This window comes from Pseudomonas baltica, from assembly GCF_014235765.1.
GTDB classification, from domain to species: Bacteria; Pseudomonadota; Gammaproteobacteria; order Pseudomonadales; family Pseudomonadaceae; genus Aquipseudomonas; species Aquipseudomonas baltica.
The window spans coordinates 188,992-214,303 of record NZ_JACMYH010000001.1 but is presented as its reverse complement, the minus strand read 5'-3'; the positions used below and the strand labels follow the sequence as shown (position 1 = coordinate 214,303).

The 25,312-nt window shown below is 61.1% G+C and carries 24 protein-coding genes; 12 read left to right on the top strand and 12 right to left on the bottom strand.

What is annotated here, in order from left to right; genetic code table 11:
* The first annotated feature begins 195 nt into the window (after positions 1-195).
* Complete coding sequence (locus H7993_RS01130) at positions 196-2,193, top strand: peptidase U32 family protein (RefSeq protein WP_185793149.1); 1,998 nt, start codon at positions 196-198, stop codon at positions 2,191-2,193.
* Positions 2,194-2,195: 2 nt separating this feature from the next.
* Entirely contained in the window at positions 2,196-3,314 is a 1,119-nt protein-coding gene (locus H7993_RS01125) for an HPP family protein (protein ID WP_342345025.1), read from the top strand.
* Here the strand turns inward: H7993_RS01125 and H7993_RS01120 are convergent.
* Positions 3,265-3,546, bottom strand: coding sequence for a hypothetical protein (locus H7993_RS01120; protein ID WP_244646807.1), 282 nt, complete (start codon positions 3,544-3,546; stop codon positions 3,265-3,267). The two genes, H7993_RS01125 and H7993_RS01120, sit on opposite strands and share 50 nt — an antisense overlap.
* Positions 3,547-3,760: 214 nt before the next feature.
* On the opposite strand from H7993_RS01120, the gene H7993_RS01115 reads away from it, so the two are divergent.
* From H7993_RS01115 to H7993_RS01100, 4 genes are all read left to right on the top strand, one after another.
* Positions 3,761-4,453: a type 1 glutamine amidotransferase domain-containing protein gene (locus H7993_RS01115; RefSeq protein ID WP_185793147.1), complete on the top strand. Its 693-nt coding sequence runs from the start codon at positions 3,761-3,763 to the stop codon at positions 4,451-4,453.
* A 228-nt stretch (positions 4,454-4,681) separates the two neighbouring features.
* Positions 4,682-5,887, top strand: a complete 1,206-nt coding sequence (locus H7993_RS01110) for an acetyltransferase domain-containing protein (protein ID WP_425311953.1) — start codon at positions 4,682-4,684, stop codon at positions 5,885-5,887.
* Positions 5,888-6,101: 214 nt separating this feature from the next.
* Positions 6,102-8,345 carry a putative bifunctional diguanylate cyclase/phosphodiesterase gene (locus H7993_RS01105; RefSeq protein WP_185793145.1) on the top strand — a complete coding sequence of 748 codons (2,244 nt, stop codon included), beginning with the start codon at positions 6,102-6,104 and terminating at the stop codon, positions 8,343-8,345.
* A gap of 115 nt (positions 8,346-8,460) precedes the next feature.
* Positions 8,461-8,679, top strand: coding sequence for a hypothetical protein (locus H7993_RS01100; protein ID WP_185793144.1), 219 nt, complete (start codon positions 8,461-8,463; stop codon positions 8,677-8,679).
* Between the two features lie 19 nt (positions 8,680-8,698).
* On the opposite strand, the gene H7993_RS01095 is transcribed toward H7993_RS01100, so the two are convergent.
* Genes H7993_RS01095 through H7993_RS01080 form a run of 4 tightly spaced genes read right to left on the bottom strand, consistent with a single transcriptional unit; the run spans position 8,699 to position 11,634 of the window.
* Entirely contained in the window at positions 8,699-9,574 is an 876-nt protein-coding gene (locus tag H7993_RS01095) for a transporter substrate-binding domain-containing protein (RefSeq protein ID WP_122477588.1), read from the bottom strand.
* Positions 9,571-10,332, bottom strand: coding sequence for an amino acid ABC transporter ATP-binding protein (locus tag H7993_RS01090; protein WP_122477586.1), 762 nt, complete (start codon positions 10,330-10,332; stop codon positions 9,571-9,573). The genes H7993_RS01095 and H7993_RS01090 overlap by 4 nt, the downstream gene beginning before the upstream one ends.
* The gene (locus H7993_RS01085) at positions 10,329-10,988 is read right to left on the bottom strand and encodes an amino acid ABC transporter permease (protein ID WP_185793143.1); all 660 of its coding nucleotides are present in this window, start codon (positions 10,986-10,988) and stop codon (positions 10,329-10,331) included. Before H7993_RS01085 ends, H7993_RS01090 begins: the two co-directional genes overlap by 4 nt.
* Positions 10,969-11,634 carry an amino acid ABC transporter permease gene (locus H7993_RS01080; protein WP_185793142.1) on the bottom strand — a complete coding sequence of 222 codons (666 nt, stop codon included), beginning with the start codon at positions 11,632-11,634 and terminating at the stop codon, positions 10,969-10,971. The genes H7993_RS01085 and H7993_RS01080 overlap by 20 nt, the downstream gene beginning before the upstream one ends.
* Before the next feature lie 394 nt (positions 11,635-12,028).
* Between H7993_RS01080 and H7993_RS01075 the strand changes: the two genes are divergently transcribed.
* From H7993_RS01075 to tal, 3 genes are all read left to right on the top strand, one after another.
* Positions 12,029-14,200: a TonB-dependent siderophore receptor gene (locus H7993_RS01075; RefSeq protein WP_185793141.1), complete on the top strand. Its 2,172-nt coding sequence runs from the start codon at positions 12,029-12,031 to the stop codon at positions 14,198-14,200.
* Positions 14,201-14,669: 469 nt separating this feature from the next.
* Complete coding sequence (gene dusA / locus H7993_RS01070; RefSeq protein ID WP_185793140.1) at positions 14,670-15,680, top strand: tRNA dihydrouridine(20/20a) synthase DusA; 1,011 nt, start codon at positions 14,670-14,672, stop codon at positions 15,678-15,680.
* A gap of 180 nt (positions 15,681-15,860) precedes the next feature.
* On the top strand, positions 15,861-16,790 hold the full coding sequence (gene tal / locus H7993_RS01065; protein WP_122477480.1) for a transaldolase: 930 nt from the start codon (positions 15,861-15,863) through the stop codon (positions 16,788-16,790).
* Between the two features lie 77 nt (positions 16,791-16,867).
* On the opposite strand, the gene rssC is transcribed toward tal, so the two are convergent.
* On the bottom strand, positions 16,868-17,350 hold the full coding sequence (rssC, locus tag H7993_RS01060) for an anti-sigma factor antagonist RssC (RefSeq protein WP_122477478.1): 483 nt from the start codon (positions 17,348-17,350) through the stop codon (positions 16,868-16,870).
* Positions 17,347-18,531 (bottom strand): two-component system response regulator RssB, encoded by a 1,185-nt coding sequence (gene rssB, locus H7993_RS01055; protein WP_185793139.1) that lies wholly within the window; start codon positions 18,529-18,531, stop codon positions 17,347-17,349. The genes rssC and rssB overlap by 4 nt, the downstream gene beginning before the upstream one ends.
* Before the next feature lie 287 nt (positions 18,532-18,818).
* On the opposite strand from rssB, the gene H7993_RS01050 reads away from it, so the two are divergent.
* Positions 18,819-19,121: a PilZ domain-containing protein gene (locus tag H7993_RS01050; protein WP_122477474.1), complete on the top strand. Its 303-nt coding sequence runs from the start codon at positions 18,819-18,821 to the stop codon at positions 19,119-19,121.
* A 56-nt stretch (positions 19,122-19,177) separates the two neighbouring features.
* Here the strand turns inward: H7993_RS01050 and H7993_RS01045 are convergent, their stop codons facing one another.
* The gene (locus tag H7993_RS01045) at positions 19,178-19,879 is read right to left on the bottom strand and encodes an MlaA family lipoprotein (RefSeq protein ID WP_122477473.1); all 702 of its coding nucleotides are present in this window, start codon (positions 19,877-19,879) and stop codon (positions 19,178-19,180) included.
* Positions 19,880-20,149: 270 nt separating this feature from the next.
* On the opposite strand from H7993_RS01045, the gene H7993_RS01040 reads away from it, so the two are divergent.
* Positions 20,150-20,413, top strand: a complete 264-nt coding sequence (locus tag H7993_RS01040; RefSeq protein WP_122477471.1) for a DUF4404 family protein — start codon at positions 20,150-20,152, stop codon at positions 20,411-20,413.
* Between the two features lie 48 nt (positions 20,414-20,461).
* Here H7993_RS01040 and queF read toward each other — a convergent pair whose 3' ends face one another.
* From queF to H7993_RS01020, 4 genes are all read right to left on the bottom strand, one after another.
* The gene (gene queF / locus H7993_RS01035; RefSeq protein WP_185793138.1) at positions 20,462-21,292 is read right to left on the bottom strand and encodes an NADPH-dependent 7-cyano-7-deazaguanine reductase QueF; all 831 of its coding nucleotides are present in this window, start codon (positions 21,290-21,292) and stop codon (positions 20,462-20,464) included.
* 103 nt (positions 21,293-21,395) lie between these two features.
* Complete coding sequence (locus H7993_RS01030) at positions 21,396-22,640, bottom strand: lipoprotein-releasing ABC transporter permease subunit (protein ID WP_185793137.1); 1,245 nt, start codon at positions 22,638-22,640, stop codon at positions 21,396-21,398.
* Positions 22,641-22,669: 29 nt separating this feature from the next.
* The gene (gene lolD / locus H7993_RS01025; protein WP_185793136.1) at positions 22,670-23,353 is read right to left on the bottom strand and encodes a lipoprotein-releasing ABC transporter ATP-binding protein LolD; all 684 of its coding nucleotides are present in this window, start codon (positions 23,351-23,353) and stop codon (positions 22,670-22,672) included.
* Positions 23,354-23,360: 7 nt separating this feature from the next.
* Positions 23,361-24,611: a lipoprotein-releasing ABC transporter permease subunit gene (locus tag H7993_RS01020; RefSeq protein ID WP_122477464.1), complete on the bottom strand. Its 1,251-nt coding sequence runs from the start codon at positions 24,609-24,611 to the stop codon at positions 23,361-23,363.
* A 95-nt stretch (positions 24,612-24,706) separates the two neighbouring features.
* On the opposite strand from H7993_RS01020, the gene H7993_RS01015 reads away from it, so the two are divergent.
* Positions 24,707-25,294 carry a PilZ domain-containing protein gene (locus H7993_RS01015; protein WP_122477463.1) on the top strand — a complete coding sequence of 196 codons (588 nt, stop codon included), beginning with the start codon at positions 24,707-24,709 and terminating at the stop codon, positions 25,292-25,294.
* Positions 25,295-25,312: the final 18 nt, after the last annotated feature.

Genomic DNA, 25,312 nt, shown 5'->3' with positions numbered 1-25,312 from the left:
CGGCTGGGTCCCCCATCGGCGTCATGCAGGTAAGGTTAGGTAGACGCTGGCCACGGCCGACAGGTTCGATCCGCCTGCATGCCAGTCGACCCCAGCCAGCGCCCGCGAACGGCGCCGCGACGCGCGGACCGTGCCGTCCCGCTCATTCGCCGCTACAATGGCGGCCTTGACCGTGATGACTCAGACCAGAAAAACATGTCCCTGCCCAAGCACCACCTCGAACTGCTCAGCCCCGCACGCGACGTCGCCATCGCCCGCGAAGCCATCCTGCACGGCGCCGATGCCATCTACATAGGCGGCCCCAGCTTCGGCGCGCGTCACAACGCCAGCAACGAGCTGAGCGACATCGCCGAGTTGGTGACCTTCGCTCGCCGCTATCACGCGCGAGTGTTCACCACGCTCAACACCATCCTGCACGACAACGAACTGGAGCCAGCGCGCAAGCTGATCCACCAGCTGTACGACGCCGGGGTGGACGCCTTGATCGTGCAGGACCTGGGCGTCATGGAACTGGACATTCCACCGATCGAACTGCACGCCAGCACCCAGACCGACATCCGCACCCTGGCTCGGGCCAAGTTTCTCGACCAAGCCGGGTTCTCCCAACTGGTGCTGGCGCGCGAACTGGACCTGAGCGAGATCCGCGCGATTGCCGCGGAAACCGACGCGGCCATCGAGTTCTTCATTCACGGCGCCCTGTGCGTGGCTTTCTCCGGTCAATGCAACATCTCCCATGCCCACACCGGACGCAGCGCCAACCGTGGCGACTGCTCCCAGGCCTGCCGCCTGCCCTACACCCTCAAGGATGACCAGGGTCGCGTGGTGGCTTATGAAAAACACCTGCTGTCGATGAAAGACAACAACCAGAGCGCCAACATTCGTGCGCTGGTCGAAGCCGGCGTGCGTTCGTTCAAGATCGAGGGCCGCTACAAGGACATGGGCTATGTGAAGAACATCACTGCCTACTACCGCCAGCGCCTGGACGACGTATTGGAAGACCGCCCGGACCTGGCCCGCGCCTCCAGCGGCCGCACTGCGCACTTTTTCGTACCAGACCCGGACAAGACTTTTCACCGCGGCAGCACCGATTATTTCGTCAGCGAGCGCAAGATCGACATCGGCGCGTTCGACTCGCCGACCTTCACCGGCCTGCCGGTGGGGCTGGTGGAGAAAGTCGGCAAGCGCGACATGCTGGTGGTCAGCGAGCAGCCACTGTCCAACGGCGATGGTCTGAACGTGCTGGTCAAGCGCGAAGTCGTGGGCTTTCGCGCCAACATCGCCGAGCTCAAGGGCGAGTTCGAAGAGGACGGCCACAAGCGCTACCGCTATCGCGTCGAGCCCAATGAGATGCCTGCAGGTCTGTTTCAGCTACGGCCCAACCACCCGCTCAACCGTAACCTGGACCACAACTGGCAGCAGGCACTGCAGAAGACGTCCGCCGAGCGACGCATAGGCCTGGCCTGGCTCGCTCAGCTGACCGAGCAGCGCCTGCAACTGACCGCTACCAGCGAGGAAGGTGTGCGCGTGGACGTTGCGCTGGAAGGCCCGTTCGGCCCGGCCAACAAACCCGAGCAGGCCCTGGAGCAGCTGCATGACCTGCTGGGTCAACTGGGCACCACCCAGTACCATGCGACGGCCATCGAACTGGATGCGCCGCAGGCGTTCTTCATTCCCAACTCGCAGCTCAAGGCGTTGCGCCGCGAGGCCATCGAGGCGCTGACGGCCGCGCGTGTCCAGGCCCATCCTCGTGGCAGCCGCAAGGCCGAAACGACGCCGCCGCCGGTTTATCCGGAATCGCACCTGTCGTTCCTGGCCAACGTGTACAACCAGAAGGCCCGCGACTTCTACCTTCGGCACGGGGTCGAGCTGATCGATGCCGCGTACGAGGCCCATGAAGAACTGGGCGAAGTGCCGGTGATGATCACCAAACACTGCCTGCGTTTCTCGTTCAACCTGTGCCCCAAGCAGGCCAAGGGGGTGACAGGCGTGAAAACCAAGGTCGCGCCCATGCAGCTGATTCACGGCGATGAAGTGTTGACGCTCAAGTTCGACTGCAAACCGTGCGAGATGCATGTGATCGGCAAGATGAAGGGGCATATCCTCGACCTGCCGTTGCCGGGTAGCGGGGTCCATGTGGTCGGTCAGATCAGCCCGCAGGACTTGATGAAGACCATCCGCCGCGCCCCGCATTGACAGTGACTCGACTGCGCGCACTCTGGCCCAGCCGCCAACCGATCAACGCTCGAGAAAAATGGCGCGCCTGCATTGGCGCGGCACTGGGCGTGCTGGTGGTCTGCACCTTAGCGGCGTTGGGCCTGCAAGGACACTGGGCTGCCGAACATGGCGCACTGGGACTGGCCATCGTGGCGCCCATCGGCGCCAGCGCGGTGCTGGTGTTTGCCCTTCCCGCAAGCCCGCTGGCACAGCCTTGGTCGGTGGCGGGCGGCAACACCCTGAGCGCGCTGGTGGGCATTGCTTGCGTCAAGTGGATCCCCGATCCCACGTTCGCTGCGGCCCTTGCAGTTGGCCTGGCGATCGCACTGATGCTCGCGGCCCGCTGCCTGCATCCACCCGGCGGCGCGGCAGCGCTGCTCATGGTGGTGATGGGCTGCGAGCAGTTCACCTACGCGGTGAATCCGGTGCTGATCGATTCGCTGCTGCTGGTCGCCGCCGGGCTGATCTACAACAACCTGACACGTCGGCCATGGCCCCATGTACCCGCCACCAGCACGCCGTCCGGCCCCAGCCGTTTCAGCCATGCCGACCTCGACGCCGCACTGGTGCATTACAACCAAGTGCTGGACGTCGATCGCAACGATCTGCAGGCACTGCTCGAGCACGCCGAGGCATCAGCGTACCAGCGCAACATGGGTGAGCTGCGCTGCGCCGAAGTCATGAGCCGCGAACCGATCACCGCTCGCCAGGAAATGCCGCTGCGCGATGCCTGGGCGCTGATGCGCAAACACAAGATCAAGGCACTGCCGGTTATCGACCGACAGCGTCATCTGCTGGGCATTGTCACAGTGGCCGATTTCATGCAGCAACTGGATCTGGATGCCCATGACGGTGTGGCCTGGCACCTGCGCGCCCTTCTGCGACCCCGCCGGAATCAGCCGACGACGAGCATCGTCGGGCAGATCATGACGCGTTCAGTGCGCGTAGCCAGCGCGGACCGCCTGCTGACCGAGTTGGTGCCGGTGTTCTCGGAAAATGGCCACCGACATATCCCCATCATCGACAGCGAACGCCATCTGGTCGGCATCATCACCCAGTCCGATCTGATCCGCGCGCTGTACCGGGCCGTGAGGGCCTAGCGCACGGCGCCTTCGTCACTTCGATGTCGGTCAGCCCCATCCGCGCCGCCTGCTCGAGAACCTGCTCGTCGGTGTCCTCTGCAGTGGGCATCACCAGGCTGTTTTCGCCGTCGCCGAAATGCAATTGCAACAGATGCATCACGATACTGTGAAGACTCTGTTCGACCTCGTCCGGCGGGGTCCAGTTGCGCGGGGCGCCGTTGAACAGGTATCGCACGGTTGCAGTTGCCATTGGCCAAATCCTCTCGATGGTGGGCGCGAGCCCGTTCTGGAAGGCCGCAAAGGGTCGGTCCTGAAGGAAATGACTGGGGTGATGCGCCAGCGTTCCATCCGACCCAAAGCGTACCAGACGCGGATTGTCTTGAACGTCTGCGGCCAAGTGCTTTCTGAAAACAGAACCGGGCAATGCGATGCGTTGCGTCCCTATACCTGCTGGAGAAGTTTGCATGAAGATCTTGATGGTTTTGACGTCCCACGATCAACTGGGCGATACCGGCAAGAAAACCGGCTTCTGGCTGGAAGAATTCGCCGCACCCTACTATGCCTTCATCGATGCAGGCGCCGAAGTGACCCTGGTCTCGCCCAAGGGTGGCCAGCCACCGCTGGACCCCAAGAGCGACGAGCCGGATGCGCAGACCGACGCTACCCGCCGCTTCGCTCAGGATACGCAGGCTCAAAAAGTCCTCGCGGATACCTTTCCCCTCGGCGAGGCCGACCCGTACGACTTCGATGCCGTGTTCTACCCAGGCGGCCACGGACCACTGTGGGACCTGGCCGAAGACACCGATTCGAAGACCATCATCGAAGCCTTCTACGCCGCCAACAAACCTGTTGCGGCTGTGTGCCATGCGCCTGGGGTGTTCAAGAACGTCAAGTCGCCGGACGGCGATTCCATCGTCAAGGGCAAGAAGGTCACCGGCTTCACCAACTCCGAAGAAGAGGCGGTCGGGCTGACGGATGTAGTGCCGTTCCTGGTCGAAGACATGCTCAAGGCCAATGGCGGCGAGTACTCCAAAGGGCCGGACTGGGGCAGCTATGTGGTCGAAGACGGTCACCTGATCACTGGCCAGAACCCTGCGTCTTCCGAAGCCGCCGCACAGGCGCTGATCAAGCGCCTGCAACAGGAAGAAAGCGCCTGATTGGTATCTGCCTGATACCCTGCGCCACCACTTTCGCGGGCAGAGCCCGCTCCCACACATGAGCTGATCCCCTGTGGGAGCGGGCTCTGCCCGCGAAGCTTTACACGGTCTATCTGACGCACCACTGCGCCTTACTTGCATTTGAGGCGGTTAGACGCCCCTCGCCATAACGATTTCCAATCCTCACGTTATATCGTAACATTAGCATCCCGATTTATTTTTGGATGCATGCCCATGGCCGACGCCGCCGCTTCACCACCCTTCCCCGGCTCGCTTTCCGCTGCCTCGACCCAGGCGGTGTCACGCACCCGCATGCTCGCGATCGACGCATTGCGTGGACTGGTCATGCTTTTCATGCTCGTCGACCATGTCCGGGAAACCTTCTTCCTCCACGTGCAAGTCAGCGACCCCATGGATCCGCTGAATACCCCGCCCGAGTTGTTCTTCACCCGTATCAGCAGCATGGTCTGCGCGCCTGTGTTCGTCTTTCTCACCGGCCTTTCCGCCTGGCTGTACGGGCAGTCTCACAGCCCTCGGGAAGTGTCGATTTTCCTGTTGAAACGCGGCCTGTTCCTGGTTTTCCTCGAACTCACCCTGGTCAACTTTGCCTGGAACGCGACACTGGTTCCGACCACCCTGTGGCTGCAAGTGATCTGGGCCATCGGCCTGAGCATGATCGCACTGGCGGCACTCATTCACATGCCGCTCACCGCCCTGGCGATCGTGGGCGCAGTCATCGTCGCCGGGCACAATCTGCTGGACGGCATCGTCCTGACCGCCGACTCACCATTCTTCGAGATCTGGTCGATCCTGCACCAGCGCGCTTTTCTGGAAATCACCGAATACACTCGCGCCCGCACCACCTACCCCATCCTTCCGTGGATCGGCCTGATCGCCCTGGGCTATTGCACCGGCCCTTGGTTCGCCCGCGGCGCCGACCCGGCACGACGCCAGCGCCTGCTACTCAATTGGGGGATTGGCCTGATCCTGGGCTTCATCGCCATTCGCTATCTCAATGGCTACGGCGAAAAACCCTGGAGCGTGCTGGACGACAACGTGCGTACCTTCATGAGCTTCATGTCGCTGACCAAATACCCGCCGTCGCTGCTGTACCTGATGCCGACCATGGGCGCAGGCTTGCTGCTGCTTGCGTTGTTCCAGCGCCTCGAAGGGCGGAAAGTGCTCGAGGTGCTGTCGCGCTACGGTGGCGCACCGATGTTTTTCTACGTGCTGCACCTGCTGGTGCTCAAGGCGATGTACCTGCTCGCCGTGCAGATCTGGGGTTTGAACCAGGGCAAGTACTACGGTTTCGACAGCTTGGGCGGAATCTGGCTGTGGACTGCGGTGCTGGCCATTGCCTTGTACTTTCCCACTCGTTGGTTTGCGCACCTCAAGCAGCGTCGGCGCGACATCGGCTGGCTGAAGTACTTCTGAGCGCGTTCGAATCGCGCCTGCGCTACCGCTTGAACCGGGTAGACGACCGTTGATCGCCACCCCGCTCTCTTGCGCCGATATTTGAACGCACAGATGCACTTTAACGACGCTGAGGCAGTCCGACCGGAAGGCGTGGTATCACTATCACAATGATGTCAAAATGACATCGAGTGACAGGAGGTCGCCGTTTCTCGTCCTTGTCTGGGTCCTTCACATGCTCGCAGCTGTCCCTGAAAAAGATTCAAAGCACACCGCTCTTCAAGGTCTGGTTCAGGCGGCAGCGGCCATCACCCACTGTTGCGGCGCCCTGCTCATCGAAGGCGCACCCGGCGCCTGGCACGTGACTGCCGCCTGCGGCACAACGCGCGAAGTGCCGGTCGATGCCGCCACCGAGTCCTGGCTGCGCATGCTGATGTCCTACGGCGACGTGGTCGACATCGGCGACGGCTCGCCTTTCATCCACTCGATCCCGGATTTCCTTGGTTCGCTGGCGGACACCTACCGCGTGTGCATCGCCGTCAAAGACCACAGCGACGCGCTCGTCGGTATCGTTCTGCTGGCGCTGACGCCACCGTTCAAGTTGCTCAGCGCCGCCCAGATCTACGCACTCAAGACTCACTCCGTTGCTCTCTATCACTCGGCGCCGTCCCTGCCGGTGGCCGCCAGTACCGGTCCTGCCGGAGTGATCGAGCGTCTGCGCCTGCTCGAGTCGGTGGTCGTCCATGCCAAGGATGCGATCCTGATCACCGAGGCCGAGCCGATCGACCAGCCCGGCCCGCGGATCGTCTACTGCAACCCGGCCTTCCTGGCCACCACCGGGTTCAGCCTGAAAGATATCGTCGGCAAGACGCCGCGTATCCTGCAGTGCGAGGAAACCGATCGCGGCACCCTGGATCAGATCCGCAGCGCCCTGTCCACGTGGCAGCCGATCGAAGTCGAACTGATCAACACGCGCCGTGACGGTACCCGCTTCTGGGTGCAGCTGAGCATCGTGCCGGTGGCCAACGAAAAAGGCTGGTTCACCCATTGGGTGTCCGTGCAGCGTGACATCACCGAGCGCAAGGAAGCCGAAGAAAGCCTCAAGCAGGCGCAGATCGACCGCGAGGAACAGGTAGCGCTGCGCTCGCGCCTGGTGGAGCGTGAACGAATCCAGGAAGAGCTGACCTATGCCGCCTTCCATGACGACCTGACCCGGCTGAAGAACCGCGCCTACTTCATGGCCAAGATTCAGGAAGTGTTCAACCTTGACCATGCCGAGCGCGAAGCGGCAGTGCTGTACATGGACCTGGATCGCTTCAAATACATCAACGACGGCATGGGCCACCGTGCCGGCGACATCCTGCTGCAGATCGTGGCGCAGCGGCTGGAGTCATGCCTCAACGGCAACGCCGTGCTGGCGCGCATCGGTGGCGACGAGTTCGCTATCCTCCACACCGGCAATGACTCCAAGCACGCTGCGATAGAGACCGCGCAACGGGTCATCCAGGCGCTTGGAGTCGCCGTCGACGTCGAGGGCCAGGCGATCTTCACCTCCTGCAGCGTCGGCATCGTCACACTCGACGCCGCCCACACCAGCGCCGAAGATCTGGTCCGCGATGCCGACGTCGCCATGTACGCGGCAAAGAAACGAGGCCAAGGCAAATGGACGCTGTTCGACCTGTCCATGCGCCAAGCGGCGGTCGACTTGTTGCTGATGCGCAACGCGCTGAAGCATGCACTTGCGCGGGAAGAGTTCTACCTGGTCTACCAGCCCATCTTCGCCGCCCGCTCACGCCGCATCGAAGGCGTCGAGGCACTGGTCCGCTGGCAGCACCCCGTGCTCGGCAACGTGCCGCCCGACGTGTTCATCGCAGTGGCGGAAGACATCGGCATCATTCATGAAATGGGCCGCTGGGTCATGCAGACCGCCTGTGCCGAGCTCAAGCGCTGGAACGCCAACGCGGCTTGCACACTGAAGCTCAACGTCAACGTCTCGGGTGCCGAGCTCAACCATGTCGGGTTCGTGGCAAAGGTCGCGGAAATACTGAAGGACACCTCCTTCAGCGCCCACAACCTGCAGATCGAAATCACTGAATCGGTCTTCCTCAACGAACCGGAAACCGTGGCGATCGCCCTCGCCGACCTGCGCGAGCTGGGCGTGCACATTGCGCTGGATGACTTCGGTACCGGCTACAGCTCGCTGGGCTACATCGACCGCTACCCGATCGACTCGATCAAGATCGACCGCTCGTTCGTCACGCGCATGATGACCCACCGACGCACCATCGCCATCGTCACCAGCATCCTGTCGCTGGGCAGCGCCCTGGATGTCGACATCGTCGCCGAAGGCGTGGAAACCCAGGACCAGTTGGACCGGCTGCAGGCATTGGGCTGCCCGTTCGTCCAGGGCTACCTGCTCAGCCCGCCGCTGCGCGGCGAGGAAATGCGGCAGCTGATGGCAGCGCGCAACGATACCTGAAAGCTACCGCGCGCCTGATCACATCAGGCGCGCGGCGGTGGAGGCATGTTCGCAGGTGGATAGCTTTTGAAAACGGATCGAGGCTAAGCTGCGCGCTCTACGGAAGGAGTCTGGAATGAAAACACTGTCTGCACTATTGATCCTGAGCGTACTGAGCGGCTGTGCCTCCTACAGCGACCAAGGCACCGGCGAAGGCGGTCGCGAGATCGGCAGCAAGGGCTACACGGTGCGCTGTGACGCCACGCCCGCCAATCAACCTGGCTGCTATTCTCCGCCGCCCTCCTATTCGTGGAATTTCATGAAGAATTTCCATCTCAAGCTTGGGCAGAACTGATCCGCAAGATCGGCCGCCTTCACGGCTTCCAGCGACCTCCCTCCACGATGACCAGATTAGGGTCGGTGTCCGCTGGCAAGTCCTTGCGCACGTACTGGTCATAAAGCTTGAGCAGGGCTTTCTCTTCACCCAGCTTGGCCAATTCGTCGTTCACCCAATCGCGCAGCTCGGTGTTGCCTTTCTTCACCGCCGGTGCGATAGGCGCCTCATCGCCCAGCTTCTGGGCGAGTACGCGGTAACCGGGGTTCTGTTTGGCCCAGTTGAACAGCACGAGGTTGTCCTGGGCATAGGCGTCGCCGCGGCCGCTGGCCAGGGCTTGCAGTGATTCGGAGTTCTTTTCGAACTTGAGCAGCTTCCAGTCAGGGTGATTCTTGGTCAACCACAGATCGGCCGTGGTGCCGGTGGTGACGATGGTGGTCTTGTCGGCCAGGTCATCGAGCTTCTGTACGCTGCTGCCGTCCGCCACCAACGCCTGCACGGCGACACGCAGGTTCGGGTTGGTGAAGTCCACCGCCTGGCTACGCTCGGGTGTCACGGTCATGTTGGCCAGGATCAGGTCGACCTTGTCGCTCTGCAGAAACGGGATGCGGCTGGCCGGCTCGACGCTGACGAACTCGATTTTCTTCTCGTCACCCAGCAGGTCCTTGGCGAAGCGCTTGCCCAGGTCGGTGTCGAACCCGACGTATTCGCCCTGCTCATTGACGAAACCAAAGGGCGGTTTGTCGCTGAACACCCCGACGATCAGCTTGTCGCGGGCCTTGATGGTTTCCAGGTAGCTGGTGGCAGGTTTCGCCGTCGCGGCTGGGGTGGCGGCCTTGGGTTCGGCCGGTTTATCGCAACCGGCCAGCAATCCAAGAGCGAGTACGGGTAGAACCAGGGCAGTTTTGAAGTTCACGATGCTTTCCTTTTCGGCATGTTTTCTACGTAGGAAAACCTTTCCAGGAACTGCTGCGCGCGTGCGGTCTGCGGGGCGCTGAAGAAGGTTTCGGGATCGTTCTGTTCCGCGATACGGCCGCGGTCCATGAACAGAATGCGGTCGGCCACCGCGCGGGCGAAGGCCATTTCGTGGGTAACGATGAGCATGGTCATGCCGCCCTGCGCCAGGTCGAGGATCACCTCGAGGACTTCCTTGACCATTTCCGGATCCAGCGCAGCGGTGACTTCGTCGAACAGCATGACCTTGGGGTTCATGCACAGTGCCCGCACAATGGCGATCCGTTGCTGCTGGCCGCCCGACAGCTCGCGGGGGTAGGCGTTGGCGCGTTCGGCCAGGCCAACCCGAGCCAGCAGCGCCTCGGCCTGCTGCCGCGCTTCCTGGGCATCGCGCTTCTGCACTTGCAGCGGCCCCAGCAGCACGTTCTGCAGCACGGTCATGTGAGGAAACAGGTGATAGCTCTGAAACACCATGCCGATCTGCTGACGCACGCGGCGCCAGTCGGCATTGGCAGGCAGCAACTGCCCATCGAAAGTGAAGGTACCGCTGTGGCCCAGTTCCAGGCCGTTCAGGCAGCGCAGCAAAGTGCTCTTGCCGCAGCCGCTGGGGCCCAGGATCACCACCACCTCGCCTTCGGTCACCCGCAGATCGATGTCAGTCAGCACCGGTGTATCGGCGAATTTCTTGCTGAAGCTTGCGAGTTCGATCAATGCGCTCATGCGTGATTCCAGCGCCGTTCAAGCACGCGGGAAGCGGCCGACAGCGGATAGCAGACGATAAAAAAGAAGACAAACAGGAAGCCGTAGATCAGCACTGACTCGTAGGTGCGCTCGATGATCTGCTGGCCCACCTTGGTGATGTCGACAACGCCGATCAGCACCGCCAGCGAACTGGTTTTGAGCAAACGGGTGCAGACGTTGATGACCGGCGGCGTGAGGCGCTTGAGCGCCTGGGGCAGTAATACCCGACCGTACAACTGGCCCAGGCCCAGGCCGATGGCCAGTCCTGCCTCGCGCTGCCCGCGGGGTATGGAGCGCAGCGCGCCACGCACGACTTCGCCAATCTCGCTGGCGCCCCACAGCGACAACACCAGCACCGCGCACCAGAACGCAGGCAGGCTGACGCCGAAGAAGATCGGCAGGCCAAAGAAGAACAGGTACAACCAGACCAGTACCGGAATGGCGCGAAACAGCTCCAGGTAGACCCTCAGCGGCACGTCCAGCCAGCGCTTGCCCATGCTGCGCAGCACGCCATAGAACAGGCCGCCGACACTGCTGAACACGATCGCAAGCGCGGAAATACCCAAGGTGCGACCGGCCCCGGTCAGCAGTTGAGGTGCCGATACCCAGAGCAGCTCAAGACCCGAACTGGCCATGTTGGAGCCTCCTTTCCAGCAGGCCCAGCAGCAACGACAGCGGCAAGAACAACAGCACGCACAACCCGGTCATCACTGCCAGCATCTCGTAGGTCTTGTAATACAGAGCGATGTAACTCTTGGTGGTGTAGAGAATTTCCGGCACGGCAACGGCCGACACCACCGTGGTCTCCTTGAGCAGGAACACGAAGTTGGCGAACAGCGCAGGCAAGCTGAGAATGCCTGCCTGGGGCAGCACTACCTGGCGCAACAGCTGCCAGCGCGACAGACCGATGGACAGGCCAGACTCGATCTGCGACTTGGGCACCGCTTCGATGCCCGCGCGCAGTATTTCGGTCAGGTACGCACCGCCCATGAACGTCATGGCAATGACCGCCGCCGCGAAACCGGAAATCCGCACGCCCAGAGCGGGTAAGGCGAAGTAGATGAAGAACAGCTGAATCAGCAGCGGTGTATTCCGCGCAAGCTCGACGTACAGCGGCACGAGCCGATGCAGCACCGGGACCCGAAACGTGGCGATGGCCGCGTTGAGCACCGCGACGGCAAGTGAGCTCAGGATTGCGATCAAGCCGACTTGCAAAGTGACCCCCACGGCGCGCGCAAAAGCGGGAAGCGTGGACAACGCGAACGCGTAGTCGAAGGTCATCGGTTGACCTCCAGACGTGTTGAAATAGATAAAGCGAACATCGGAAAGCGCCTGCGTCTGGCTTGCGGTCGCTGAGTGTAATCGACCGTTTTCAATCCAATTAATACTGAATAAACATAAGCTTAGACAGTGATCGTCAGGCCCCTCTTGCGTGGCGGACTTGACGGTCATGATCGCCACTAGCGCTTATAGTGACAGTGAAAGAGGGCAATGCGAGGCGCCCTGCCCTCGGGTCGAGCATCTAAGGGGTGTAGCTTTCCAACAGATATTCGCAACAAAATATGAATAATAACCATTCCTATTTGTTACAGTTCTGCTTGTGCTGATCGTCGAGACGGAGGCGCGGCCTGATTTCGTCCTTCAGGCAAACAACGTTTAACGAACAGGAGTCCCCATGCCGGCAAAAAAAATCTTTGCCTATCACCCGCTGACACTGGCGATGCTACTCAGTGGCCCGCCACTGAGCACGGCCTACGCCGCCGACAGCGCCAGCGCTGCCATATCCAACGCCACCCTGGAGCTGCAGGAAACCACCATCGATGCCCAGGCCCTGGAAAACCCGAATGGCCAGATCCGTGGACCTGTGGCGACTCGCAGCACCAGCGCAAGCAAGACCGACTCGGCGATCAAGGATATTCCTCAGTCGATTTCGGTCATCACCCGCGACGAGATGGACAACCGCAAGACCGACACCTTGGCCGAGGCCTTGAGCTACACGCCAGGCGTGATCGCGCAGCCAGGCGGGTTCAGCCGTGTAGCCGACGACTTCGTGATCCGTGGCTTCAACGTCGGCTCAGGCACCGGCGGCATCCTGCGCGACGGGATGAAACTGCAAGGCAGCGTGTATGACGGAGGCATCGAGCCCTACGGCCTGGAGCGCGTGGAAGTGGTCAAGGGTGCTTCTTCTGTGTTGTACGGCCAACTGTCGCCAGGCGGTCTGCTCAACACCATCACCAAGCGCCCGACCGACACGCCCCTGCATGAAGTCAATGTCGAATACGGCAGCCATGCGCGCAAACAGTACAGCTTCGACCTGGGCGGCCCGATCGACGACGCCGGACAGTTCTCCTATCGCCTGACCGGCCTTTGGCGCGACAGTGGCACCCAGACCACCGATACCGACGACGACCGCCGCTACATCGCACCCGCCTTCACCTGGCGCCCGAACGAGAGCACCTCGCTGACGGTCCTGGCCAACTACCAGGAAACCCGTACCGGCTTTGCACCACCGCTGGATTTCGACCTGACCACCTCGTCCAGCACTCGCTACCCCAAGGTCGACCGCGACCTGTTCACCGGCGAGCGCGGCTTCGATCACTACAACAACTACTCGACCAGTCTGGGCTACCTGTTCGAACACGATTTCACACCCGACTTGAAAATCCGCCATTCGCTACGCCACTTCGAGGCGGACCTGAGCTGGGACTACATGCAGATCGCTGATACCGGCAGCGGCGCCCTGCGCAGCCGAGGCCAGCTAGCGCGCCGAGCTAGCATCCGCCGCGAGCGCTCAGAAGGCTGGACCAGCGACAACAACATGCAATGGACCCTCGACAGCGGCCGCTGGCAGCACACCCTGCTGGCGGGCGTGGACTACTACCACAAGACCTACGACTCTCATCGCTTCGCTGGCGCCAACTCCATGTTCAGCCCGGCCAATCCGGTGTACGGCGCTGCGACCAACGTCACAACTGCCAACACCGGCTCGGACCTGCACAGCGCTCAGACCGGCGTCTACCTGCAAGACCAGATCAAGTTCGACGACAAGTGGATTCTACTGCTGGGCGGTCGTCAGGATTGGGCCGAAAGCCGAACCTACAGCTTCGCCACTGGCGCTCGCACGCCGCGCGATGACAAGAAAGCCACCGGTCGTATCGGCCTGGTCTACCAGGCGGACAACGGGCTGGCGCCTTATGTCAGCTGGAGCCAGTCGTTCCTGCCGGCCAACGTCTTCAACGCCAACGCCAACACCTCGTTCGATCCGACCGAGGGCGAGCAGTACGAGATCGGCGTACGTTACACCCCGCCCGGTACCACATCGCTGCTGAGCGCTGCGGTCTACGACCTCAAGCAGAAAAACTCACTGAGCACCGACCTGACCGGCAACACCGTGCAGTTCGGTGAAACCCGCTCACGCGGTGTGGAGCTTGAGGCCAAAGCGGAGATCACCGCGAACCTGAGCGCCACTGCGTCATACACCTACACCGACGCGAAGATCACCGACGATGCGGTGTCGACCCGCGTAGGTACGCGCATCGACGGCGTGCCGTATCACATGGCCAACCTGTGGGCCGACTACCGCTTGATTGCGTTGGGCCTGCCTCAGGTCGTGGTCGGCGGCGGCGCCCGCTACATGGGCACCAGCCGTACGTCCAGCTCGGACGCCAACGAGAAGGTCTCCGCCTACACCCTGTTCGACGCGAAAGTCACCTATGAAGTCGACAAGAACTGGACCGTGGCCATGAAGGCGCAAAACGTCGCCAACGAGAAGTACCTGTTCTGCAACGTCTCGTGCCGCTACGGCGACGAGCGAGCGCTGATCGGTTCGGTCAACTATCGCTGGTAAGGGCTGGTCATTGACACGTCGACCAGCCTCTTTGGTTAGTATCAGGTTCGCCTGGTAGATTGGGCTTTGTATCTGTCACGCACTGGAAACGAAGAACACAGGTGTACGGCACACATGCCTATCTGAACCGGGCGTTCATTTCTTCCAGGCTCAAGGTCAAGTCAGTGTCTATGCCAGACAGACGTTCGATGGCCAGGCGTTCAGAACGCAGATCCTCAAGGTCATCCTGCAGCGCTTGATAAGCGACCTGTTTTCGCACGAACGACCGAGTGTCTTGGTAGACTTGTCTCCCGTCACGTTTCGTACTGAGCCGACCTGCATAGCAAACACCTCGCCAGCCCTTTTTCGTCCTCGAATAGTGGCCCCGGCGAAAGTGGTTAAGGTCATTCTCACAGTGGTAAAACTTACCACTCACCCCACGAAAACGTCCGAAAACGCCCGAAAACTGGTACAAAACGCGCAGAGTAAAATGGTACAGAATGTAGCTGAAACGCCCGCCACGCCTAGCCTGGAGACCTCCCGCCGCTTTAGCGTGGCACCCATGATGGATTGGACCGACCGCCACTGTCGCTACTTCCTGCGCCTGCTCTCGCGGCACACCCTGCTCTACACCGAAATGGTCACCACCGGCGCTTTGCTCAATGGCGATCACGAGCGCTTTCTGCGCTACGACTATGCCGAGCACCCCATCGCGCTGCAGTTGGGTGGAAGCACGCCGGCCGATCTGGCCGCGTGCGCGCGCATGGCGCAGGCGCACGGTTACGACGAGGTCAATCTGAACGTGGGCTGTCCCAGCGATCGCGTGCAGAACAACATGATCGGCGCCTGCCTTATGGCGCACCCTGCGCTCGTGGCCGACTGCGTCAAGGCCATGCGCGATGCGGTGTCGATTCCGGTCACGGTCAAGCACCGCATTGGCATCAATGGGCGCGACAGCTATGAGGCGCTGTGCGATTTCGTCGGGCAGGTGCGCGAAGCTGGCTGCCGCAGTTTTACCGTGCACGCACGGATCGCCATCCTTGAGGGCCTGTCGCCCAAGGAAAACCGCGACATCCCCCCGCTGCGCTATGACATTGCCGAGCGCTTGAAGGCGGATTTTCCGGACCTGGAAGTGATACTCAACGGCGGCATCAAGACGCTGGAAGCCTGCGCCGAGCATCTGCAGACCTTCGATGGTGTGATGCTGGGACGCGAGGCCTATCACAACCCATACCTGTTGGCGCAGGTCGACCAACAGTTGTTCGGCAGCGACACGCCGGTGATCAGCCGTTTCGACGCGCTGCGGCAGATGCGGCCGTACATCGCCGCGCATATCGCGTCAGGCGGTGCCATGCACCACGTTACGCGGCACATGCTCGGTTTGGGTACGGGCTTTCCCGGCGCGCGCAAGTTCCGCCAGCTGCTGTCGGTGGACATCCACAAGGCCGATGACCCACTGGCGCTGCTCGATCAGGCCGGGGCATTGCTCGAAGGGCGCTGATCGCCCAACGACGCATCATTGACCCGATAGGAGCGCATACTCGATCCATTGAACCGTCGCGCGGCGCGACACTCGAACGTAGGTCTTTCCGCCGCCCTCCCCCTGCTGCACGCCCTTGGCCCTTGAGCCGGACGCAGCGCTCGGGTAACGTCATTCATTCGCACAGGACAGAGCACGCTCATGACTTCCAAGCTGGAACAACTCAAGCAAATGACCACCGTGGTGGCCGACACCGGCGACTTCGACGCCATCTCCAAGCTCAAGCCGGTCGACGCCACCACCAACCCGTCGCTGCTGCTCAAGGCTGCCTCGCTGGAAGCCTACAAGGACATGCTGCGCAAGACCATCAGCGACAGCAACGGTGATGTCGGTCTGGCGTCGGACACTTTCGCGGTCGCCGTGGGTACCGGGATCCTCAAGGCCATCCCCGGCCGCATCTCCACCGAAGTCGACGCGCGCCTCTCTTTCGACGAGCAGGCCCTGCTGGCCAAGGCCAGCCAGATCATCGACCTGTACGAAAAGGCCGGTGTCGGTCGCGAGCGTGTGCTGATCAAGCTGGCCTCCACCTGGGAAGGTATCCGCGCCGCCGAGAAGCTGGAAAAGGCAGGCATTCAGTGCAACCTGACCTTGCTGTTCTCCTTCGCACAGGCACAGGCGTGCGCCGACGCTGGTGTGTTCCTGATCTCGCCGTTCGTGGGTCGCATCTACGACTGGTACAAGAAATCCACCGGCCAGGAATACACCGGTTCCGACGATCCAGGCGTGCAGTCGGTGACGCGCATCTACAACTACTACAAAGCCAACGACTACAAGACCGTGGTCATGGGCGCCAGCTTCCGCAACATCAACCAGATCGAGCAGTTGGCCGGTTGTGATCGCCTGACCATCAGCCCGGAACTGCTGCACAAGCTGGCTGAAGATGAAGGCACGCTGGAGCAGAAGCTCAAGCCAGGCAATGCCGGCGAACCCAAGCAGATTTTGACCGAAGCGCAGTTCCGCTGGGCGTCGAACGAAGACGCGATGGCCACTGAAAAGCTGGCTGAAGGCATTCGTCAATTCGCTCGCGATCAGGAAAAACTCGAAACCCTGCTGACTGCCAAGGTTTCCTGATTCCAGTCTGCCGCACACAAAAAAAGGCGACCGCAAGGTCGCCTTTTTTTATAGCCGAGCGAGTCACCCGAAGGTACTCAGCTGCGTTCCAGCGCGTTCACCAGATCGTGGAAGGCTTCGCGGTTGGACTCGTTCAGGCCCATGAGAATCTTGTGCGCTTCCAGCACCTTGGCCCTAACCACATCCTCGGACAGATCCTGCGAAGGCAGGTCCGTCAGGCAGTCGGGGCAAGGAATCGGGCGACCGACGATGTTGAACACCTGATCGAAACCCATGGACTGCAGCAGGCGCGTGATGTCCTCGTGAGTCGTCACCACCGTTGGCAGCAATCCGACTTTTTGACGAGACATGATCGACAACTTGGCCAGCAAGCCCAAGGTGGTGCTGTCGATGCTGCGGGTTTCGGTCAAATCGATCACGATGGCTGAAAAATCGAGGGCGGTGAAGATCCGCTCGATCGTCGCATCCAGCGCCGAGCAGAGCGTCAGGCGCACCTCACCCACGAATTTCAACACGAACGTGCCGCTTTGTTCAGCAAACTGGATTCTACCAGTACTCATGCAAGGTTCCTGCTCAGCACCATCAGGGCGATATCATCCGGCATCTCCCCGAGTGTGGCCAGTCCAAACTTTTGCCGCAAGCCATCCAGGCTGCCGCCCGCTGCACTGACGATCTCAGGCAATGCAGCTTCTTTTTCCTTAAGCGTTTCGCCTGGCAGCAAGTCCAGTATCCCATCGGAAAGCAGGGTAAGGCTGAACTGCTCCGGCAACGCCATGACGTGATCGGTATACGTGGCTTCGTTGAACAGACCCACCGGCAGGCCGCGTCCCTGCAGGTACTGCGTTTGCTCGGGGGTGTACAGCACCGGAAGCGGCAAATGCCCGCCGATGCTGTAGGTCAACAGCCCGGTGTGCTCGTCGATCACCCCGCCGACCATGGTGACATGCTTGCCCAAACGCGTGTTGATCAAACCCCGGTTGATATGGCCCAGCACGTCGGACGGTTTGAATTCGGGCATCGCACCACCGCGCCTTGATTCGAACATGAGGCGGGTGGTCATGAATTTCAACAGCACCGTGACGAATGCCGATGAAGCGCCATGACCGGATACGTCGGCCAGATAGAACGCCAAGCGGTGCTCGTCGACCCGAAAATAGTCGACGAAGTCGCCCGACAGGTACAGCGACGGGATGATCTGGTGTTCGAAACTGAATCCGTCGGTGCTCCAGGGACTCTGAGGCAGCATGTTCATCTGCACTTGCCGGCCGGCAGTCTGGTCTTCCTGCAGCAGATGCAGGCTGGCTTCCAGTTCACGATTGGCCGTTTCCAGCTTCTCGCGGTAGCGACGATTCTCCAGCAGCAGCCGCGAGCGATCCAGGGCCCGGCGAACCGAGTGCTCAAGCACGGCCAGATCTTCAAGAGGCTTTATCAGGTAATCGGCGGCACCCAGGCGCAATGCTTCGACTGCGTCGTTCATCACTCCGGCACCGGACAGCACGATCACTGGAGTATCGGGAGAACGCTCGGTCACCTGGCGAATCAATTCAAGGCCGCCCACCTGCGGCATGCGCAGGTCGCAGATGACGAGATCGGGCTGTTTTTGCTCGAAGACCTGGAGGCCCTGCAGGCCATTGTTCGCCTGCAGCACGCTGAAGCTGCTGTCTTCGAGGTAGGCCGCAAGGCTTGCGCGCACCACATCGTCGTCATCGATGATCAGCAGCGTTGCACTGGTTTTCTGCATGTGGGCAAACGGCGCCAGAAATTGGTTGTCGTAAGTAGGTCAGCAAGGTAAAAACTGGCGATGCAAGCAATGGGTCGCCTACCTTTACTTCTAGCCTCTCGCAGAGGCGAATACAAGCGCTGGGTGCCCTGAGCATTCGGATGCAGAGGTGCCTTGTAAGGCGCAGACGGTACTCCCATCCGGCAAGCGTTTCAAGGGTGTTGCGACACGGGCCAGGGCGGGCCGATTGGCCTATTACCTTGGGTTATAAGAACGTTAACAATAGCAACTAGATCGAAGGACAAACCATGAGCCACAGTGATCGTGACTACAGTGAGAAACGTGATTTCATCCGCATGACTGTGGATGCAAAGGTCGACCTCAGGGTCGGCGACGTTGTCGTTCCCGCCGTATGCAAGGATCTTTCGAGCACCGGTATGCAGCTGGAAGCCCAGACTCAATTAAGCGTAGGAGATCAGGTTGGCGTCCATTTGCCTTCCAACCATCCCACGCTCAGCGATCTGGACATCCAGGCGGAAGTGATACGCGTAGAAAGCTCGAAGCAGGATGGTATGCAGATCATAGGCCTGCACACATTGAGCATGGACTGAACGCCGCGCATGAAAAAAGGCGACCCTCGGGTCGCCTTTTTCATGCCTGGTTACAATTAAAAATCATCTTCCACTTGGCCATCTTTGACCCGGAATTCACGGTTCTGCAAGTAAGCGTTACGCAAGAAGATGTACTTGTCGCCGTTGATCAGCTTTTCAGCCGACAGCAAGCTCGCGCGCGTATCCACCAGGTTCACGCCCAGCGTGGTATTGCGGGTCGGCACGTGGTCGATGTAGCGATACGGTGAGGTATAGGTATCGGGATACTTGGCGAACGCATCGCGCACGGTGCTTGGCCCCATCAGCGGCAGGACTACATAAGGCCCACTGCTTACACCCCAGTAGCCCAGGGTCTGGCCGAAATCCTCGTCGCTGCGCTGCAGGCCCATCTTGGTGCCCACATCGAAGAAGCCGAACAGGCCGAAGGTGGTGTTGAAGATCAGGCGCGCAGTGTCGGTACCGGCAGCGGCAGGCTTGAGCTGCATGACGTTGTTGGCCAGGTTGCCGACGTCGCCGATGTTGCTGAACACGTTATGAATGCCGTCTTCCAGGAACTGCGGGGTGATCCACTGGTAGCCTTGGGCGATAGGCTTGAGCGCATAGGTATCCAAGGTATCGTTGACCCGGAAAATCGCACGGTTGACCGGCTCCCATGGATCCTCTTCGGCGGCCTGTGCTACCACGGGCGCCACGGCAAGCCCCAGGAGCAGACAGGCTCCAGCCACTCGGTCGATGACAGCTGAACCGGTCAGACGCATACGTGTTACTCCTTGAGATACGATTGGGTCGCATGCGACCGCCAACAAAATGTGGCCCAGTATAAAGTGTCCAGGCCGGATTAGGCAGTGCGCTGGCGAACGCAGCGCTGCCGATCAATCTGAACGTACCCATGCCAGACTTCAGGCCCGCCCTCAAGTTCATTCGCGCGGCCGTCTGGAACGGCATGGAATTCCAATGATGCGAGCCGACACGGACCTTTGCGCACGGGGCGCGGTCCATGTAAGTGCCTATCACTCAAGGAGAACGTCATGCCAGCCCGCGAATTGCAGGAACAACTCGATGAACTGCGCGAGCAACTGGAAAAGAACCAGACGCTGTCGCTCGAGGAGCGTGAAGACATGCGCGTCCTGATGGAGCAGATCAAGGCGCGCATGGAGCTGGAAAATGCCACGGCGGACCCTTCCGTCGCCGACAGCGTGAACCTGGCCGTCGAGCGCTTCGAAGTCGATCACCCTGGTGTGGCTGGCGCACTGCGCAATATCGTGCAGACGCTCGGCAACATCGGTATCTGAAGACTGTACAACTGCAGCCGCCTGCCCAAGCGGCTGCTGGATGCACCCTTACTGGCGAACCAGCCGGCCATTGGCCGCGGGCAGCGTGTCAGTGCTGCGGTAGGGGTTGATGTCCAGGCCGCCGCGGCGTACGTAGCGGGCGAACACGGTCAGTCTTTCTGGCTGCAGAAGTCGCTGCAGATCGGTAAAAATCCGCTCGACACATTGCTCGTGGAAATCCGAATGCTGACGAAAGCTGACCAGGTAGGCCAGCACGCTGGCGTGGTCCAGCACCGGACCGCTGTAGGCAATACACACACTGCCCCAGTCCGGCTGGCTGGTGACCGGGCAATTGGACCGCAGCAGATGGCTATGGATGGTTTCTTCCACAATGGAGCTCGGGTCGCAACGCAGCAGCTCAGGCTGTGGGTGATCGTAGCTGCTGACCGTGATGTCCAACTCGTCGATGCACACTCCAGGCAGTTGAACCACGCCCTCCGCCTGCACATCTTCCAAGCGGCGCACCTTGACGCCCACCGGCTTACCGGCAGCCCCGGAAAGGTCCGCCACCAGCACGGCCTGCAGCTCATCGATCGACGCAAACGCCGTCTGGTTAAGCGAGTTCAGGTACAGCTTGAACGACTTGGATTCGATGATGTTCGGTGAATCCGCAGGAATGGTGAATTCACCAATGGCTACGACCGGCTTTCCCGAAGGCAGCAACCAGGAAAGCTCGAAGCAATTCCACACGTCCACGCCGGTATAGGGCAGGGTTTCCGCGCTCAAGCCCAACTCGGCCCACTTTGCTGCGCGGGGAATGGGAAACAGCAACGAGGGGGTGTAGGTGGAAACGTACTCGCTGGACTTGCCCAGGGGAGAATGTTCGGCTGCGGGATGCATGAAATAAACCTGACTGAATGAACGACGGCAGTTTAGCGAATTTGCCGCGTTGCTGCATGGCGACGACGGCGCGGCTGCAAGGCCGCACCGCGGTCGTCATGGATCACTCGTAGCGCAGGGCGTGCGCCGGTTCGATCTGTGAAGCCCGATAGGCAGGGTAGATAGTCGCAAGGAAGCTCAGCACCAGCCCTGCCCCGCAGATCAGCATGACATCCCCACCCTGCAGCTCGGAGGGCAGATTGCTGATGAAATACACGTCCGAAGTGAAGATGTGCTGGCCGCTGATGCGCTCCACCCAGCCGACGATGGCGCTGACGTTGATTGCGGCGATTACGCCCAGCACACCCCCGATCACGGTGCCGGCCACGCCGATGACCGTACCCTGGACCATGAAGATCCCCATGATCTGCCTCGGCGTAGCGCCGATGGTACGCAGGATGGCGATATCCGCGCCTTTGTCGTTCACTACCATGATCAGGGTGGCAATGATGTTGAACGCCGCTACCGCAACGATCATCAGCAGCAACAGGCCAATCATGGTCTTTTCCATTTTCATGGCACTGAACAGGCTGCCCTGGGTATGGGTCCAGTCGTCGGCCTTGTAGGCCGTGCCGAGGTCCTTGACGATGGCGGCACTGACCTCGGGCGCCGTGTACAAATCCTTCAGCTTGAGCCGTACGCTTTGCACCTGCCCCGGCTGCCAACGCTGCATTTCCGCCGCATCCGCCGCGTTGATCAGACCCATGGAACCATCGAGTTCGGCGCCAACCTTGAACACGCCGACCACGTTGAGACGCTGCATGCGCGGGGTGATGCCACCCGGCGCAGTACTGACTTCCGGAACGATAAGGGTGATCTTGTCGCCCACGTTCAAGCGGAAGCGCCTGGCGGTGATTTCACCGACGACAACGCCGAATTCACCCGGTTTGAGATCCTCCAGGCGTCCCTGGACGATATGGTCGGCGACGATCGACACCTCGCCCTCGCGGGCCGGATCGACACCGCTGATCTGAATCGGCTGCATCATGCCCTTGTACGAGAGCATGCCGTCGAGCTCGGTGAACGGCACGGCCGCCAGCACCTCGGGGTTTTTCATGGCGGCGGCAGCGACGGGGCGCCAATCGTCCAGCGGCTTCACGCCCTGGATCATGGCGTGGGGCACCATGCCTAGGATGCGCGAGCTCATTTCGCGCTGGAAGCCGTTCATCACCGACAGCACCACGATCATCGCCAGCACGCCCAAGGCAAGGCCGATCATCGAGGTCATGGAGATGAACGAAATGAAGTTCTTGCGCCGCTTGGCGCGGGTGTAGCGCAAGCCGATGAAAATTGACAAGGGTCTGAACATGCAGAGGTAACCCGTTAGAAAAGAAGAAGCTAGATCGGCACCAGACGCCCGTCTTCCAGACGCAGTACGCGGTCCATCTGTCGTGCCAGGCTCAGATCATGGGTGACCACCAGAAACGCGGTGCGCAGCGAAACGCTGAGCTCGAGCATCAAGTCCTGAATGCCTTGCGCGGTGTGGTTGTCGAGGTTGCCTGTGGGCTCGTCGAGCATCACCAGCCCCGGCGTGTTTACCAAGGCCCGGGCAATGGCCACGCGCTGACGTTCGCCGCCGGACAGCTCCGCCGGCTTGTGCTGCAGACGGTGCCCCAGGCCTACCCGCTCGAGCAGCGCAGTGGCGCGCTGTTTCGCCTCGGGGATGGCGGTCCTGCCGATCAGCAGCGGCATGCAGACGTTTTCCAGCGCAGTGAATTCGGGCAACAGGTGGTGAAACTGGTAGACGAAGCCCAGGGCACGATTGCGCAGCAACCCGCGCGCCCGCTCGTTCAGCGCCGAAAGTTCTTCACCCGCCAGCCACACGCTGCCGCGGCTGGGCGTATCGAGCCCGCCAAGCATGTTGAGCAAGGTGCTCTTGCCCGACCCGGAGCTGCCGACGATAGCCACGCGCTCACCGGCGTGCAGCTCCAGTTGCAGGTTGTCCAGCACGACCACGGATTCAGGGCCTTCCTCGTAGGATTTACCCAGGTTGCGACAACTCAGTACTGCTTGTTCACTCATGCCCGACTCACTCATAACGTAACGCCTCCGCCGGCTGGGTACGCGCAGCACGCCAGGCCGGATACAGGGTGGCGAGGAAACTCAGGACCAATGCCGCGCCGCAGACCATGAACACATCGTTGGCCATGAGCTGCGAAGGCAGGTAGTCGATGAAGTAGACATCGGCATTGAGAAACTTGTGACCGATGGCTTTTTCCAGCAGGGCAATGGCCGCGCTGACGTTCAAGGCCGCCAGAATGCCGACCACGGCGCCGATCAAGGTGCCGACCACGCCGATCACCGTGCCCTGCACCATGAAAATGCGCATGATCTGCCCGGGCGTCGAGCCCAGGGTGCGCAGAATGGCGATATCGCCCTTCTTGTCGTTGACCACCATCACCAGCGTGGAAATGATGTTGAACGCGGCCACGGCCACGATCAGCAGCAACAGCAGGCCGATCATGGCTTTCTCCATGCCGATGGCTTGGTAGAGATTGCCGTGGGTACGGGTCCAGTCGCGCGCATAGTAGGTCTGGTCCCCCAACTGCTTGGCGATCTGCCAGGACACTCGCGGAGCCTGGAACAGATCTTCGAACTTCAAGCGCAGCCCCTGAACCTCGCCCGCTTTCCAGCGGTGCAGCTTGCCCAGGTCTTCGAGGTTGGCCAGGCCCAGGTAGCCGTCGAGCTCGCCGGCGCCGACGTGAAAGATGCCGGTCACGGTGAAGCGCTTCATGCGCGGGAACATGCCGGCCGGGGTGACCGTGACTTCAGGTGCGACGAAGGTGACCTTGTCGCCCACACCCACACCCAGCTTGGTCGCGGCCTTGTCGCCGATCATCAGGCCGAACTCGCCGGCCTTGAGGTCATCGACCCTGCCCTGCTTGACGAAGGCGTCGATGATCGAGACGTTGTGTTCCTGCGCAGGGTCGATGCCATTGAGCAGGATTTTCTGCACCTGGCCGGCGTGGGTCAGCAAACCCTGCATCTGGGTGAACGGCGCAACTGCCGCCACCTGCGGGTTTTGCCGAACCTGAGCCGCCAGCGCCGGCCAGTCGGCGATGGGCTGGCCGGATTCGACGGTGGCGTGGGGCACCATGCCCAGCACGCGGGTGCGCATCTCGTGATCGAAGCCGTTCATCACCGACAGCACCACGATCATCACGACCACGCCCAGGGCGAGTCCGATCATCGAAGTGAGGGAGATGAACGACACGAAATGATTGCGCCGCTTGGCACGGGTGTAACGCGCGCCAATGAAAACGAAAAGAGGTCTGAACATGTCGGGGCTTGTTCGGGTGAAAGAGGAGACGTCCTGCTGGCAGGGCGTGACGAGCAGCTTTACACTCGGACCATCGCCTCTACCCTGGGTTCGTCATGTCGACATCAGATGAAGAAGATCGCCGCGAATACTATCGCATCGATGACCGCATCGCACTGGAAATCACCATACTCCCGGCCAGCGAGACGGCGGGTGAAGACATGTTGCAGGATGCGTCGCCGCTGTTCGACCTGCTTGGCGAGATGCACCTGGCCGAGTTCGAAACCCAGCATCTGCTGCGCCAGCTCGGCGAAGCCGACCGTGCCGTGGAAGCCGTGCTCAAGGCCCAGAACAAGCGTATCGACCTGCTTGGCCAAGTGGTTGCGCAGACACTTGTGGAGCGTATCGGCGAGGCCCGGCCAGTGGTGCTGTCCGAAGGCGGCCTGGCGTTCTTCCAGCAACAGCCGATGGAGGAAAATACGCGCCTGGCGTTGCGGATCGCGCTGATGCCCCAGGCGCTAGGGCTATCGCTCAAGGCAAGCGTCACCAACTGCATCGCAGTGGGTAACGACCAGTTCGAGATCGGCACCCAGTTCGTCGACATCAGCGATGCCCAGCGTCAGCTGCTCGCCCGTTACATTCTGCACAAGCAGCAGGTTCAACGACGTCAGGCGCGCGAGCGGCAAGACGCGACCACCGATTGATCCACTACTCTCATTCAA

Coding starts and splice junctions, on each gene's coding strand:
- rssC (WP_122477478.1), bottom strand. CDS start 17,350: ATGAGTACTGGTAGAATCCAGTTTGCTGAACAAAGCGGCACGTTCGTG.
- H7993_RS01085 (WP_185793143.1), bottom strand. CDS start 10,988: ATGGCCAGTTCGGGTCTTGAGCTGCTCTGGGTATCGGCACCTCAACTG.
- rssB (WP_185793139.1), bottom strand. CDS start 18,531: ATGCAGAAAACCAGTGCAACGCTGCTGATCATCGATGACGACGATGTG.
- H7993_RS01105 (WP_185793145.1), top strand. CDS start 6,102: ATGCTCGCAGCTGTCCCTGAAAAAGATTCAAAGCACACCGCTCTTCAA.
- H7993_RS01100 (WP_185793144.1), top strand. CDS start 8,461: ATGAAAACACTGTCTGCACTATTGATCCTGAGCGTACTGAGCGGCTGT.
- H7993_RS01050 (WP_122477474.1), top strand. CDS start 18,819: ATGAGCCACAGTGATCGTGACTACAGTGAGAAACGTGATTTCATCCGC.
- H7993_RS01090 (WP_122477586.1), bottom strand. CDS start 10,332: ATGAGCGCATTGATCGAACTCGCAAGCTTCAGCAAGAAATTCGCCGAT.
- H7993_RS01015 (WP_122477463.1), top strand. CDS start 24,707: ATGTCGACATCAGATGAAGAAGATCGCCGCGAATACTATCGCATCGAT.
- H7993_RS01110 (WP_425311953.1), top strand. CDS start 4,682: ATGCCCATGGCCGACGCCGCCGCTTCACCACCCTTCCCCGGCTCGCTT.
- H7993_RS01040 (WP_122477471.1), top strand. CDS start 20,150: ATGCCAGCCCGCGAATTGCAGGAACAACTCGATGAACTGCGCGAGCAA.
- tal (WP_122477480.1), top strand. CDS start 15,861: ATGACTTCCAAGCTGGAACAACTCAAGCAAATGACCACCGTGGTGGCC.
- H7993_RS01030 (WP_185793137.1), bottom strand. CDS start 22,640: ATGTTCAGACCCTTGTCAATTTTCATCGGCTTGCGCTACACCCGCGCC.
- dusA (WP_185793140.1), top strand. CDS start 14,670: ATGGTACAGAATGTAGCTGAAACGCCCGCCACGCCTAGCCTGGAGACC.
- H7993_RS01020 (WP_122477464.1), bottom strand. CDS start 24,611: ATGTTCAGACCTCTTTTCGTTTTCATTGGCGCGCGTTACACCCGTGCC.
- H7993_RS01075 (WP_185793141.1), top strand. CDS start 12,029: ATGCCGGCAAAAAAAATCTTTGCCTATCACCCGCTGACACTGGCGATG.
- H7993_RS01045 (WP_122477473.1), bottom strand. CDS start 19,879: ATGCGTCTGACCGGTTCAGCTGTCATCGACCGAGTGGCTGGAGCCTGT.
- H7993_RS01130 (WP_185793149.1), top strand. CDS start 196: ATGTCCCTGCCCAAGCACCACCTCGAACTGCTCAGCCCCGCACGCGAC.
- queF (WP_185793138.1), bottom strand. CDS start 21,292: ATGCATCCCGCAGCCGAACATTCTCCCCTGGGCAAGTCCAGCGAGTAC.
- H7993_RS01080 (WP_185793142.1), bottom strand. CDS start 11,634: ATGACCTTCGACTACGCGTTCGCGTTGTCCACGCTTCCCGCTTTTGCG.
- lolD (WP_185793136.1), bottom strand. CDS start 23,353: ATGAGTGAACAAGCAGTACTGAGTTGTCGCAACCTGGGTAAATCCTAC.
- H7993_RS01120 (WP_244646807.1), bottom strand. CDS start 3,546: ATGGCAACTGCAACCGTGCGATACCTGTTCAACGGCGCCCCGCGCAAC.
- H7993_RS01115 (WP_185793147.1), top strand. CDS start 3,761: ATGAAGATCTTGATGGTTTTGACGTCCCACGATCAACTGGGCGATACC.